Origin of the sequence: Streptomyces justiciae (assembly GCF_015163075.1) — a bacterium.
Classification (GTDB): Bacteria; Actinomycetota; Actinomycetes; order Streptomycetales; family Streptomycetaceae; genus Streptomyces; species Streptomyces justiciae.
The window spans coordinates 20928-34686 of record NZ_JADDXU010000009.1 but is presented as its reverse complement, the minus strand read 5'-3'; the positions used below and the strand labels follow the sequence as shown (position 1 = coordinate 34686).

Below are 13759 nucleotides of genomic sequence, written 5' to 3'. Positions count from 1 at the left end.
CAATCACCCGCATCCGGCCTCCATCGGAGCTGATCAAGTGAACCCCCAGGGAACCGCCGCCTCGGCGTTCGCCCTCCCCGACCGTCTCTCCGCCAAGGCCGATCCCACCCTGATCGCCGGTGACGAGCGGCACTTCGCGGCCATCGCGGCGAGCCTGGAGGAGTCGATCGCCGACCTCTCCGCCCGCCTCGACGCCGAGCTCAAGGCACCCGGCGGCGCGGGCCGGGCCGCGATGGACCGGGACGCGGAGATCCACCGCCTGACCGCCCGGCTGCGCACCCTGCGCCGCTTCGGCCTCGACCTCTGCCTCGGCCGCATGGTCACCGCCGACGACCCCGAGCCCCTCTACGTCGGCCGCCTCGGCCTCACCGACAGCGAGGGCCGCCGGCTGCTGATCGACTGGCGTTCCCCGGCCGCCGAGCCGTTCTTCGCCGCCACCCACGCCAACCCGATGGGCCTGATCAGCCGCCGCCGCTACCGCTGGACCGACGGCCGGATCAGCGACTACTGGGACGAGGTGTTCACCGCCGACGGCCTGGAGCGGCAGGTCGCCCTCGACGACCAGTCCGCCTTCATCGCCAGCCTCGGCAGCAACCGCTCCGACCGGATGCGGGACGTCCTCGCCACCATCCAGGCCGACCAGGACGCCATCATCCGCGCCGGCTCGCGAGGCGCGCTCGTCGTCGACGGCGGCCCCGGCACCGGCAAGACGGTCGTCGCCCTGCACCGCACCGCCCACCTCCTCTACTCCGACCCGCGCCTCGGCCACCGCAGGGGCGGCGTCCTCTTCGTCGGCCCGCACCGCCCCTACCTCTCCTACGTCGCCGACGTCCTGCCCAGCCTCGGCGAGGAGGGCGTGCAGACCTGCATCCTGCGCGACCTGGTCGAGGAAGGAGCGGAGGCGACTCTGGAGACCGACCCGGAGGTGGCCCGGCTGAAGTCCTCGGCGGACCTGGTGAAGGCGATCGAGAAGGCCGTACGGTTCTACGAGGAGCCGCCCGCCGAGGGCCTGACCGTCACGGTCGACCACACCGACCTCCGCCTCACCGCCGCCGACTGGGCCGAGGCCTTCGACGCCCCGGAACCGGGCACCCCGCACAACGAGGCCCGCGGCCAGATCTGGGACAAGCTGGTCGCGATCCTGGAGGAGAAGTACGAGGGGCGCGACGACGTCCCGCCGCAGCTGTTCCGCCGGGTGCTGCGCCAGAACAAGGAGCTGGTGGGCGCCCTCAACGGCGCCTGGCCCCTGCTGGAGGCGGCGGACCTGGTGGGCGACCTGTGGACCGTCCCCGCCTATCTGCGCCTGTGCGCGCCCTGGCTGACCCGCGACGAGGTCCGCACCCTGCAACGCGCGAACCCGGCGGCCTGGACCGTCTCCGACCTGCCCCTCCTCGACGCGGCCCGGCAGCGCCTCGGCGACCCGAAGGCGGACGGCCGCAAGCGTCGCCAAGAGGCCGCGCTCGCCGCCCAGCGTGAGCAGATGGCGCAGGTCGTCGAGAACCTGATCGCGGCCGACCCGGACGGCGAGGGCCTGATGACCCAGCTGCGCCGCGCGGACTTCCAGCGCAACCTGGTCGACGAGTCCGAACTCGCCGTCGCCGAACCGGACCTGCTGGCCGGCCCGTTCGCGCACATCGTCGTCGACGAGGCGCAGGAACTCACCGACGCCGAATGGCAGATGCTGCTGCTGCGCTGCCCGTCCCGCAGCTTCACCATCGTCGGCGACCGCGCCCAGGCCCGCCACGGCTTCACCGAGACCTGGGAGGAGCGCCTGCGCCGCATCGGCCTGACCAGCATCACCATGGCGTCCCTGAGCATCAACTACCGCACCCCGGAAGAGGTGATGACGGAGGCCGAGCCGGTCATCCGCGCCGCCCTCCCGGACGCCAACGTCCCCACCTCCATCCGCAGCAGCGGCATCCCGGTCCTGCACGGACGCGTGGAGGAGTTGACCCCGGTCCTCGACACCTGGCTCGCCGAGCACCCCGCCGAAGGCATCGCCTGCGTCATCGGCGACGAGACCTTCGAGCCCACGGCCCGTGTCCGCTCCCTGACTCCCGAACTGTCGAAGGGGCTCGAGTTCGACCTCGTGATCCTGGTCGACCCGGAGGACTTCGGCACGGGGGTCGAGGGAGCGGTGGACCGCTATGTCGCGATGACACGCGCGACCGAACGGCTGGTTGTTCTGTCCAGCTCCTGACAATGTGGTTCATGACGTCGACCCCTCAGGAGCCCTTCATGCCAGTCGTCCGCGCCCGCAAGCGCCCGGTCACCGTGCGCGCGCTGCTCTGGACGGGCCGCGAAGAGGACCTGCCCGCCGTCCGTGCCTTCCTCGGCGACGACTTCGTCGCCTCGGAAGAGCGGGACGGCGGGCGGGTCCTCCGCATCCGCACCATGGAGCGGGGCTCGGCGCCGGACGAGATCCCGCCCGGCTGGATGCTGATCGAGGGAGTGCGCGGCGAGCACTACGCCTGTGAGGGCGAGATCTTCGCCGAGACCTACGAGATGCTCGACGGCGACTGAGCGGTCCGGCCGCCTACGGCAGCCCGTGCACGTGCGGCCCCACCGCGTTCGACCAGGCGTTCCCGGCCGAGGCGTCCCAGTTCGTCGACCAGGTCATCGCGCCCCGTAGGTCGGGATAGGTCTTCGACGGCTTGAAGGAACCGCACCCCGTGCCCTTGGTCAGGCAGTCCAGGGCGTTGTTCACGACCGTAGGTGACACGTACCCGCTGCCCGCGCCGCTCGTCGAGGCGGGCAGGCCCAACCCCACCTGGGACGGGGCGAGTCCGCCCTCCAACTGGATGCAGGCCAGCGCGGTGAGGAAGTCCACCGAGCCCTGCGAGTACACCTTGCCGTCGCAGCCCAGCATCGAACCGCTGTTGTAGTACTGCATGTTGACGACGGTGAGGATGTCCTTGATGTTGAGCGCGGTCTGGAAGTAGCCGTTCGACGTCGACTGCATGTCGATGGTCTGCGGCGCCATCGTGATGATGAGCGACGAGCCCGCCTTCGAGGACAGCGACCGCAACGCCTGGGTCATGTAGGTGGCGTTGATGCCGTTCTCCAGATCGATGTCGACGCCGTCGAAGCCGTACGTCTGCATCAGGGAGTAGACGGAGTTGGCGAAATTCGTCGCCGACGTCGAGTCGTTGATCGACACCGTGCCGTTCTGGCCGCCGACCGAGATGATCACCTTCTTCCCGGCCGTCTTCTTCGCCGCGATGTCCGCCTTGAACTGGTCGACGGTGTAGCCGCCGAGACCGGCCGAGTCGAGGTTGAAGGTGACGGCGCCCGGCGTCGTCGTCGCGTCCGCGAAGGCCACGGCGATGATGTCGTACTGGGACTGGACGTCGGAGATCTTCTGGACGGTGGCGCCGTTGTTGAAGTTCTGCCAGTAGCCGGTGACCGCGTGCTTCGGGAGCGCGGGGCCGGTCGGGGTCGCCGTCGTTGTCCCCGTCACCGTCGCCGACTTCGGGGACTCACCCGCCGAGTTGGTCGCCGTGACCTGGAAGGAGTACGACGTCGAGGCCGCGAGGCCGGTCACCGTGGCCGAGGTGCCGGTCACCGCCGTCACCTTCGTACCGCCGCGGTAGACGTTGTAACCGGTGGCGCCGGAGACGGTGTTCCAGGTCAGGGACACCGACGAGGAGGACGTGCCGGAGACCGCCAGGCCCGCCGGTGCGGCCGGGATCGTGGGCGTCGGGTCGGTGCCGCCGCCTCCGTCGGGGCCGTAGACCGAGAGGTCGTCGGCGTAGTAGGCGGCCTGGCCGTACCAGCCGTGGGTGTAGACCGTGACCGACGTCGTCGAGGCGCCGGTGGTGAACGTGGTCGACAGCTGCTTCCAGGACGCGGAGTCGGGGGTCCAGGTGGACACGTCCGTCGTGCCGGTGCCGGTGACGCCCAGGTAGGAGTAGCCGCCCTGGACCCAGGCGCTCAGCGTGTACGTCGAGTTGGGCTTCACGGCGACGGACTGGGTGCACTTGGCGTTGTCCTGGCCCGCCGGGGTCGCCTTCAGGGCGGCGGCGCCCGAGTGGACCGGCGAGGAGACGGTCGTACCGCTGCTCGCCGTGCAGGTCCAGTTGGTCAGGCCGGACTCGAATCCGGCGTTCTTGGCGTTGTTGACGTCGGCTGCGGAGGCCTGTCCCGCGCCCGCGAGGGAGAGGGAGAAGGCGACGAGGGCAACGGTGACGACTCCGGACCAGAGCCGGGTCGATCGTCTCTGTGGGGACATGACAATAAGCTGGTCCAGACCAATCCATCTGTCAATAGGTCCAGACCAGTTCGTCCATCTCGATGGGTGAGCCGCATGGGTCCCTGGGCCCACCCGGCGACCCTGGCAAGGGCCCCAGGACCGAAATGTGTCGGGCAAGATGCTCAACCTGCCCCGATTTGGCGCAACTTGTGTAACGGCAGTTCCTCGCCAGCTACACAAACGCTGTTCTCCGGTCACAACCGCGTGGTTAGAGTGCTTGCGTAGTCACGCAGTGAAGTCGACTGGGTGGGTCGGGTAACGCCGGTCGGGCCGGCGGGGCATGGGAACGGGGAGCTGCGCGTGCCAACTGCCATTGCCGTGACCGGTGCCGACATGGCACTGCCGCCGCAGGACGAGCGGACCGTGCCCGCGGTCGTCCTGAAGGACCTCGACCGGCAGCCGCTGGACCAGGCGCTGGCGGCCCTGCAACAGCTGATCGACCAGTGCGGCCATGTGATCGTCGTGTGCTCGCAGGTGGTCGCTCCCGGTGTGGAACGGCGGCTGCACACCATCCGCTCCCTGCTGGAGAGCGACCGGATCGCGCTCTTCCGTCCCGATCTGCCGCCCCTCGGACTGGCCGTCCTGGCCCGCCAGTTGCGGCAGCTCGCCTCCTGCGACCTCAGCCCCGGCGTCCTCGCCTCCGCCGGCCGGCTGCTCACCCACTACATTCACGCCGGTGCCGTCCTCGGCTCCGTCACCAAGCTCGATCGCGTCCCCGTCGGGCTGAAGTCCCACGCCAAGTCCTGGGTGCCCGGCAGCCAGTTCGGCGTGATCGCCCACCCCGAGCCGCAACTAGTCCGCATCGGCCCCGAAGCGTCCCTGTCGGGGCCCGAGTTCGCCACCTCGATGCTCGTCGCCAAGGGCCAGCTCCAGACCGACTGGGTCGCCAACACCCTCGCGCCCGCCTGGAACGTCCAGGGACTGCGCGAGGCGCCGCTGCCCGCCGAGTCCGCCGCCTGGTGGGGCACCGCCAAGCTGGTCGAGTTCTGCACCTTCCTGCCCGACCTGTCGGTCCTCTACCAACTGGTGACGTCCGTACGGCAGTCCAGCTGCCACTGGTGCGGCATCGACGTCATCGGCGACCGCTGTGTCTTCTGCTCCGCGACATCGCCCCTCGAACAGCACCAACTCACCACCGGGTGAGCCCTGCCGACCCACATCCCCCAATGAGGTTGTCCGGTTCATGAACTCCCGTCAGCGCCGCGGCGTCATACTCCTGATCCTGTCGGTCGTCTGCGCCCTGGCGGCCTTCGCCGGTGTGCTGTCCGTCATCAACGACGCGAAGTCCAAGGTCGGCCCCGAGGTCACCGCGTACGAGGTCAAGTCCGAGATCCAGCCCTACACGGCGCTGAGCAGGGCCCAGTTCGAGAAGATCTCGATGCCCGAGCGATGGCTGTCGGCCAACGCCGTCACCGATCTGCGCGACATCGAGGGCAAGATCGCGGTGACCAAGCTGGAGAAGGGCTCCCTGCTGCAGAGCGACATGATCGTGGCACAGCCGGCTCTGCAGCCCGGGCAGCAGGAGGTCGCCATCATGATCGACGCGGCGACCGGTGTCGCCGGCAAGATCACGCCGGGCTCCACGGTCAACGTGTACGCCACCTTCGAGGGCGAGCGGGAGGGTAGCCCCGCCCAGTCCAAGATCATCGTAACGAACGCGAAAGTCCTCGACGTCGGCAGGCTCACCTCGCTCGACCCCGACGAGAGCAACCGGGACCAGCGCTCCAAGGAGGCCGTCCCGATCACCTTCGCCCTCTCCACCCTCGACGCCCAGCGCCTCACCTACGCCGAGTCGTTCGCCGAGCGGGTCCGGCTCGCCCTGGTGGCTTCGGGCGGCGACCAGCCGGTTCCCGACCAGGACCGCACGTACGAACTCGCGAAGGACAAGTGAGAGCCGTATGCCCACGAGGATCCTGCCGGCCGTAGGCGACGCGGACGCCGTCCGCTCCATCACCACCCTCCTCAGCCAGCTCCCGGACGCCGAACCGGTCGCCCCGGTCGTCGACTCCACCCAGCTCGTCGACACCCTGGCCCGCCTCGCCGCCGAGTCCGTCGACGAACTCCCCGAGGTCGTCGTCGTCCACGAACGCATCGGCCCGGTCCCCGCGTTGGAGCTCATCCGCGAAGTCGCCCTGCGCTTCCCGGCGGTGGGCGTCATCCTCGTCACCTCCGACGCGAGCCCCGGCCTGTTCCAGGCGGCCATGGACTACGGCGCCCGCGGCCTGGTCGCCCTCCCGTTGCACTACGACGAGCTCGCCAACCGCGTCCAGGCCGTCGCCGCCTGGTCGGTCGGCGTACGACGTCATCTCGGCGCAGGCGTCGACGTGTTCACCGGCGTCGGCGGCACCGTGGTCACCGTGAGCGGCGCGAAGGGCGGGGTCGGCGCGACCCTCACCGCCATCCAACTCGCCCTGGCCGCCCAGGCGTCCGGCCGCAGCACCGCGCTGGTCGACATGGACCTCCAGACCGGCGACATCGCCTCCTTCCTGGACGTCCAGTTCCGCCGGTCGGTGGTGGACCTGGCGGCGATCACGGACATCTCACCGAGGGTCCTCGCGGACGCCGTCTACCGCCACGACACCGGCGTCGCCCTGCTCCTCGCCCCCGGCGAGGGCGAACGCGGCGAGGAGGTCACCGACCGCGCCGCCCGCCAGATCGTCAGCGCCCTGCGCTCCCGCTACGAGGTGGTCGTCGTCGACTGCGGCGCCCAACTCGGCGGCGCGGGGGCGGCGGCGGTGGAGATGGCGGACGCGGCGCTGCTGGTCACCACGCCGGACGTGGTCGCGGTACGCGGCGCCAAGCGGACCGTACGCATGTGGGACCGGCTCCAGATCCGCAAGGCCGAGGAGACGACCGTCGTCGTCAACCGGCACACCCGCGGTACGGAGATCCAGCCCCACCTGGTCCAGAAGATCACCGGCACGGCCGTCGCCGGAACCGCGATCCCCGCCAACTTCAAGGAACTGCAAGGAGTCGTGGACGCGGGCCGCGTGCACGAGCTGGACAACAAGAGCACGGTGAAGCAGGCGCTGTGGGCCCTGGCGGGGGAGTTGGGGCTGGTCAAGGCGCGGGAGGGGTCCGGTGCACACAAGGGCCGTGACCGGGGTGCGGTGAGCTTCCGCAGGCGCAGGGAGCTCGGGCCGTGAGGCGGCGCCGGTACGGGGACAGCGGCCAGGTGACCATCGAGTTCCTCGGGATGACGCCGCTGATCATCGCCACCTTGGTGCTGGTGTGGCAGTTCGTGCTGGTCGGCTATACGTTCACGCTGGCCGGGCATGCCGCGGACCAGGCGGTACGGGCGGGGACGGCATCGGAGGGCCAGGCGGCCTGCCAGGAGGCGGGCCTCAAGGACCTGCCCGGCGCCTGGCAGGGCGACGCCGAGGTGAACTGCACGGCGGACGGCGACTACGTCACGGCCGACGTGTCCCTGAAGGTGCCCGTGCTCTTCCCCGGCTCGATCGGCTTCCCGTTCACCGTCGAGGGGCACGCGGGGGCCGTGCAGGAGGAGAAGGACTGAGATGTCGTACGACGAGAAAGTCCTCGACGGTCGTGAAGCCCGGCGTGACCGCGGCCAAGTAGCCATCGAGTACCTGGGTTTCATCCCGATCCTGCTCCTGGTCGCCCTCGCCGGCGTCCAGGTCGGACTCATCGCCTACGCCGCCCAGCAGGCCGGCACAGCGGCCAGGGCGGGGGCACGGGCGGCCTCGCTGGAGCGCAGCGCACAGGAGGGCTGCGCGAACGCGGTGAGCGACTGGCTGTCCGTGTCCTGCTCGGCCGCCCAGGGCGACGACACGGTGACGGTCACCGCCACCGTCGACATCCCCCTCCTCGTCTGGGACTTCGGTAACGCGACCAAGACCGCCACCATGCCGCTCGACCATTGAACGAGGTACGACCATGAGCCTGCGCGCACGCATCAGTACCCCCGAGGAGAACGGCGCCCGGGGCGAGGACGGTCACCTCGTCTCGTCGTACCGCGCCAAGCTGCTGGAGGAGATCGACCTCGCGGAGATGAGTTCGCTGGCGGCGGCCGAGCGCCGGGCCCGGCTCGAGCGGGTGCTCGGGCACATCATCAGCCGCGAGGGCCCGGTCCTGTCGACGGTCGAGCGCTCGCAGCTGATCCGCAGGGTCGTCGACGAGGCACTCGGCCTCGGCATCCTGGAACCGCTCCTCGAAGACGCCTCGATCACCGAGATCATGGTCAACGGCCCCGACGCGATCTTCGTCGAACGCGGCGGCAGGGTCGAGCAGTTGCCGCTCCGCTTCCCCTCCCACGACCAGCTGATGCAGACGATCGAGCGGATCGTGTCGACCGTCAACCGGCGGGTGGACGAGTCGAACCCCATGGTCGATGCCCGCCTCCCGTCGGGCGAGCGCGTGAACGTGATCATCCCGCCCCTGTCCCTGACGGGCGCGACCCTGACGATCCGCCGCTTCCCCCGCTCCTTCACGCTGCACGAGATGATCGGCTTCGGCTCGCTGGACGAGCACATGCTGTACCTGCTGGCGGGGTTGGTGCGGGCGAAGTTCAACATCATCGTCTCGGGCGCGACAGGCACCGGGAAGACGACATTGCTGAACGCCCTCTCCGGCCTCATCCCCGAGCACGAACGCATCATCACCATCGAGGACTCGGCCGAACTCCAGCTCCAGCAGGCCCACGTCATCCGGCTCGAGTCCCGACCCCCGAACGTCGAGGGCAAGGGCCAGATCACCATCCGCGACCTGGTCCGCAACTCCCTGCGCATGCGCCCCGACCGGATCGTCGTGGGTGAGGTCCGCGGCGGCGAGTCCCTCGACATGCTCCAGGCGATGTCGACCGGCCACGACGGCTCGCTCGCCACCGTCCACGCCAACAGCACCGAGGACGCCCTGATGCGGCTCAAGACCCTCGCGTCGATGTCCGAGGTCGGTGTCCCCTTCGAGGCGCTGCACGACCAGATCAACAGCGCGGTCGACGTCATCATCCAGCTGACCCGCTTCCCGGACGGGGCCCGCAGGATCACCGAGATCGCGCTGCTGGACAGCCACGGCGGCGAACCGTACCGCCTCGCCACGGTCGCCCGCTTCAACGCCCAGCCGATGGGGGTCGACGGCCGGGTGCACGGCGCCTTCGAGTACTCCCCGCTGCCGCGCCGCACGGCCAACCGCCTCTACATGGCGAGCCAGCCGATCCCGCAGGCCTTCGGCGTGGCCCAGTCCGTGGCCGAGCTGACGACCCGAGAAACCAGGTAGGTGGACTGGCTGATGGAACTGCACACCCTGATCCAGCTGGCCACCGGCCTCACTCTGGTCGCCTGCGGCCTCGCGGTGGCGGGCCTGCACGCGTACGCCATGGGCAAGGCCCAGCGCCAGGCCCTCATCGACCGCCTCTCGGCGACCGGCCAGATCGAGGCGGGCGTCCGCAGGCGCCGCTTCCCGAAACTGGACCGGCGGCTGCGCCGCACACGGTTCGGCAGGAAGCTGGAGCTGCGACTCGCGGCGACCGGCCTCGACATCACGCCGGGCGAGTTCTTCGTCTACATGATGTCGAGCGCGGCCGGCCTGTTCCTGATCGGCCAGGCGTCCCTGGCCCCCTTCTTCGGCCCCCTCGCCGGCCTGCTGGGCATCTGGGCGGCCCTGCAATTCCTCAACTGGCAACGCCAGAAGCGCATCGAGAAGTTCATCAACCAACTCCCGGAACTCTCCAGGATCTTGGCGAACGCCACCCAGGCGGGCCTGGCCCTGCGCACGGCGATCGGCATGGCGGCGGAGGAGCTGGAGGCCCCGGCGGGGGAGGAGCTGGGCAAGGTGGCGAACCAGCTGGCGCTGGGCGCGTCACTGGACGAGGCGCTGGGGGAGATGGCGGAGCGGTTGCCGTCGAGGGAACTGGTGGTCCTGGTGACGACCCTGGTCCTCTCCAACCGAGCAGGCGGCCAAGTGGTAGGAGCCCTGCGGAACTTGACGGAGACGCTGGAGGAGCGGAAGGAGACCCGGCGTGAGGTCCGCACCCAGCTCTCCCAGGTCAACATGACGTCGTACGCGGTCCCGGTCCTCGGCATCGGCTCCCTGTTCCTGATGAACGGGGTGAAGGACGGCGCCCTGGACCGCATGACCGGCTCCCCGGTCGGCCAGGGCGTGGTGATCGTGGCGTTCGCGATGTACGCGGTGGGCTTCATCCTGATCCGCCGTCTGTCCCGTATCGACGTGTGAGGGAGGGGAGGCAAGGCCATGGCGATCGGACTCGCACTGCTGATGGGGCTGTCCGTCTGGGGCGTCTTCGCGGGCATCCGCATGTACAGGGCGGACGCGAAGCTGCCGAGCGACCTGGTGCTGGCGCTGGAGGTCGGCGCCACGCGCACGGGCGCGGTGGACTCGGTGATCGACCGGTTGGGGATGCGGTACGCGCCGGCGGTACTGCGGCTGATGGGCCCGAAGCAGGTGGCGAAGTACCGGCGCAAGATCGACCTGGCGGGCAACCCCGGCGGCCTGACGATAGACCGCTACGCGGCACGCCGGGCGGTGTACGGCTTCCTGGGCGGCTTCGGCGGCCTCCTGTCCGTCATGCGGGGCAGCTGGCTCCTGGCGCTGCTCCTCTTCGCGTTCGGGGCGTTCTGGACGGAGGTCGGCATCTGGTCGGCGATCCGCGTACGCAAGGACGTCATCGAGCGCACGCTGCCGGACTTCCTGGACGTACTGGCGGTGGTGGTCAGCGCGGGCCTGGGCTTCCGCCAGGCGCTGGACCGGGTGGCGACGAAGTACGAGGGCCCGTGGGCCGACGAACTCCGCATCACGCTGCGCCAGATGGACCTGGGCATGAGCCGGCGTGAGGCTTTCGCGGAACTACGTCGCCGCAACGACTCCGAGCAGGTCGCGATGTTCGTGACGGCGCTGCAACAGGGCGAGGAACTGGGCGCCCCGATCGTCGACACCCTCATCGCCCTCGCCAAGGACATGCGCCGCACGGACGCCCAGAACGCCCGCCGCAAGGCCGCCCGCGCGGTCCCCAAGGCCACGATGATGATCACCACGTTCATGGTCCCGGCAACGATGCTCCTCCTGGGCGCGGGCCTGATCCTGGGCTCGGGGACGGACTTCGGCTCGATCACGGGCAAGTAGAGCGGAGGCCGAAGATGACGATGACGAGGCCGAGGGCGGATGGGGCCGGGGGGCTGTGGCGACGTTCGAGAATGGCGGGGGAGAAAGCGCCGGGGCCGGAGATCTCCACGACTGCGCGGTCAGCCGCCGACGGCGCTGAGCCCCCACAGGGGCCACCCGCACCCGAAATCGAAACCCGCACGGGCGGTGCGGGTGGGAACCCAAATCCGGCCGAAGGCCGGATGCCCACCCACGAACCCGCAGCCGCACCCGCACCCGCACCCACAATCCCCCTCCAAGCCAACGCCCTCCAGGCAATGTGCCGCCAGGTCTTCGGCTTCCGCCTGGCCATGATCGCCCTGGCTTCCCCCGCCGCCCTCCTCAACGCCGCCCCCGGCCTAGGCGCCCGCCTCGTCGCCGCAGCCGTACTCGTCACCTTCATGGGCTCCTACGTCCTCTTCAGAGACTGGGAACGCTTCGGCCCCCTACTCCTCCGCCACCCCACCCTCCTCGCCGCAGACACCCTCTTCGGCGCCCTCCTCCTCATCTCGGCCGGCCCCGACACCACCCTCGCCTACGTCAGCGTCTGCACCCCCCTCCTCGCCGGCCTCGTCTACGGCTGGCGAGGCGCAGGCTGCTTCGCCTCCCTCCAGGGCCTGATCCTCGTGACCGTCTACGCCAGCTCGAAGGACCTCCACCCCACGGTCGCCGAGGCGTTGCTCCTCCCCGGCCTCTGCGTGGTCACAGGCGCCATGGGCGTAACCCTGCGCAACCTCCTCCTCCGCTTCGGCGCAGCCACCCAGGCCCTGACCTCGGTCCAGGCCCGCCTCGCAGCAACCGAAGCAGTCGCCACCGAACGCACCCGCCTCGCCCGCGAGATGCACGACTCGGTGGCGAAGACCCTGCACGGCGTGGCCCTGGCAGCAGAAGGCCTGGCGTCCTCAGCCGCAGCGGCGAACACGGACCCGACCCTGCTGAAGAACCAGGCCGACCTGGTGGCCCGCTCCGCCCGCAGGGCAGCCGCGGAATCCCGCGAACTCCTGGCAGACCTACGCCGCCAGGCAACCCCGGACCACCCCACGGACGTGATGGCCGAACTGGCAGCCAGAACAACGGACTTCAGCACCCGCACAAACATCCCGGCCATGTACCACCCCACCGGCGACCACAAGACCACCCTCCCCCCGCTCCCACCCACGGTGACCCGCAATCTCCTCACCATCGCCACGGAGGCCATGGAGAACGCCCACCGCCACGCGTCCCCGACCCAGGTGGACGTGAGCGCAGGCGTCCACGGCGACCTCCTGCGCATCACGGTCTACGACGACGGCCGCGGCCTCCCCGAGAACACCACGCTCGAACAACTCGGCAGAGCAGGCCACTTCGGCCTCGTCGGCATGGTCGAGCGAGCCGCGTCCGTCGGGGCCCGCATCCGCATCGGCCGAGGAGACCACCCCAAGGGCACGGAGGTCCGCCTGGAACTCCCGCTGGCCACGATCCGAGAGGAGGCCGCATGACGCCCGACCAGACGATCCCCCACGACCCGGTAGAGCCGACCGAGCCGATCGAGGCATCCCGACGCACCCACCTCCGGGTCCTGGTGGCGGACGACAACCCGGTGGTCCGCGCGGGCCTCACCGCCCTCCTCTCGGGCCGCGAGGACATCACGGTCGTAGCGGAGGCGACGGACGGCCGAGAGGCGTACGAGGCCGCTCGCCGCCACCGCCCCGACGTGATCCTCCTGGACGTACGGATGCCCGGGGTGGACGGCATCTCGGCCCTCCCGCACCTGGTACCGATCGCCCCGGTGCTGATGCTGACGTACAGCAGCGAGTCGGAGATCGTCCACGAGGCCCTCCGTCGAGGCGCCGGCGGCTACCTGGTCCACGGCGAGTTCACGGCCGACCAACTGATCGCGGCGGTACGGGACATCGGCTCCGGCAGCGCCCACTTCACGGCGTCGGCGGCGGGCGCCGTAATGGCCGGCCTGCGCAGCTCGAAGCCCGCACCCCTGCCGGAGAACCTCGGCCTGTCAAGTGCAACTGCATACGACGCAGAGATCCCAAATCCCCACTCACAAGGGACTTCTGTCAAACCGCTTTCGCAACTGCAACCGTCTATGGCACAGTCTCGGTATCAACTCAGCGCAAGGGAGGCGGAGATCATGGAGCTCATCGCGTCCGGCATGAACAACCAGCAGATCGCCGCCACTTGCTTCATCAGCGAGAAGACGGTCAAGAACCACATCAACCGCATCTTCGCCAAACTCCACAGCACCAGCCGCGCCGAGGCCGCCGCCAAGTGGCTGGGAACGGCCCCGGATTCCCACGGAGACCTGCGGTGAGCGCGTTTTGGGCCCGGATTTGGGCCCTGGGACCCTCTGGCAAGAAGGGCGTCACCTCGTACGTTGCACGCACCACGGACAACGGA

Annotated in this window: 13 protein-coding genes; 12 read left to right on the top strand and 1 reads right to left on the bottom strand. The window is 69.9% G+C overall.

The window, feature by feature from the left end; all coding sequences use genetic code 11:
- The first annotated feature begins 37 nt into the window (after window positions 1–37).
- Together helR and IQ210_RS24550 are read left to right on the top strand one after the other, a co-directional pair.
- Window positions 38–2200 carry an RNA polymerase recycling motor ATPase HelR gene (gene helR / locus IQ210_RS24555; protein WP_194081269.1) on the top strand — a complete coding sequence of 721 codons (2163 nt, stop codon included), beginning with the start codon at window positions 38–40 and terminating at the stop codon, window positions 2198–2200.
- A gap of 11 nt (window positions 2201–2211) precedes the next feature.
- A complete protein-coding gene (locus tag IQ210_RS24550) occupies window positions 2212–2523 on the top strand; it encodes a hypothetical protein (RefSeq protein WP_194081268.1) in 312 nt (103 codons plus the stop codon).
- Between the two features lie 13 nt (window positions 2524–2536).
- On the opposite strand, the gene IQ210_RS24545 is transcribed toward IQ210_RS24550, so the two are convergent.
- Window positions 2537–4231: a chitinase gene (locus tag IQ210_RS24545; RefSeq protein ID WP_194081267.1), complete on the bottom strand. Its 1695-nt coding sequence runs from the start codon at window positions 4229–4231 to the stop codon at window positions 2537–2539.
- Window positions 4232–4552: 321 nt separating this feature from the next.
- On the opposite strand from IQ210_RS24545, the gene IQ210_RS24540 reads away from it, so the two are divergent.
- From IQ210_RS24540 to IQ210_RS24495, 10 genes are all read left to right on the top strand, one after another.
- The gene (locus tag IQ210_RS24540) at window positions 4553–5395 is read left to right on the top strand and encodes a hypothetical protein (RefSeq protein ID WP_194081266.1); all 843 of its coding nucleotides are present in this window, start codon (window positions 4553–4555) and stop codon (window positions 5393–5395) included.
- A gap of 40 nt (window positions 5396–5435) precedes the next feature.
- Window positions 5436–6143, top strand: coding sequence for a Flp pilus assembly protein CpaB (gene cpaB, locus IQ210_RS24535; protein WP_194081265.1), 708 nt, complete (start codon window positions 5436–5438; stop codon window positions 6141–6143).
- Window positions 6144–6150: 7 nt separating this feature from the next.
- Window positions 6151–7398 (top strand): AAA family ATPase, encoded by a 1248-nt coding sequence (locus tag IQ210_RS24530; RefSeq protein ID WP_194081264.1) that lies wholly within the window; start codon window positions 6151–6153, stop codon window positions 7396–7398.
- 50 nt (window positions 7399–7448) lie between these two features.
- On the top strand, window positions 7449–7769 hold the full coding sequence (locus IQ210_RS24525; protein ID WP_228048325.1) for a pilus assembly protein: 321 nt from the start codon (window positions 7449–7451) through the stop codon (window positions 7767–7769).
- Window position 7770: 1 nt separating this feature from the next.
- Window positions 7771–8136: a TadE/TadG family type IV pilus assembly protein gene (locus IQ210_RS24520; protein ID WP_194081262.1), complete on the top strand. Its 366-nt coding sequence runs from the start codon at window positions 7771–7773 to the stop codon at window positions 8134–8136.
- Window positions 8137–8149: 13 nt separating this feature from the next.
- Window positions 8150–9487 carry a CpaF family protein gene (locus IQ210_RS24515; protein WP_194081261.1) on the top strand — a complete coding sequence of 446 codons (1338 nt, stop codon included), beginning with the start codon at window positions 8150–8152 and terminating at the stop codon, window positions 9485–9487.
- 12 nt (window positions 9488–9499) lie between these two features.
- A complete protein-coding gene (locus IQ210_RS24510) occupies window positions 9500–10444 on the top strand; it encodes a type II secretion system F family protein (RefSeq protein ID WP_194081260.1) in 945 nt (314 codons plus the stop codon).
- Window positions 10445–10462: 18 nt separating this feature from the next.
- Window positions 10463–11350 carry a DUF5936 domain-containing protein gene (locus tag IQ210_RS24505; RefSeq protein ID WP_194081259.1) on the top strand — a complete coding sequence of 296 codons (888 nt, stop codon included), beginning with the start codon at window positions 10463–10465 and terminating at the stop codon, window positions 11348–11350.
- A 71-nt stretch (window positions 11351–11421) separates the two neighbouring features.
- Window positions 11422–12846: a sensor histidine kinase gene (locus IQ210_RS24500; protein WP_228048303.1), complete on the top strand. Its 1425-nt coding sequence runs from the start codon at window positions 11422–11424 to the stop codon at window positions 12844–12846.
- Window positions 12843–13673: a response regulator transcription factor gene (locus IQ210_RS24495; protein WP_194081257.1), complete on the top strand. Its 831-nt coding sequence runs from the start codon at window positions 12843–12845 to the stop codon at window positions 13671–13673. The genes IQ210_RS24500 and IQ210_RS24495 overlap by 4 nt, the downstream gene beginning before the upstream one ends.
- Window positions 13674–13759: the final 86 nt, after the last annotated feature.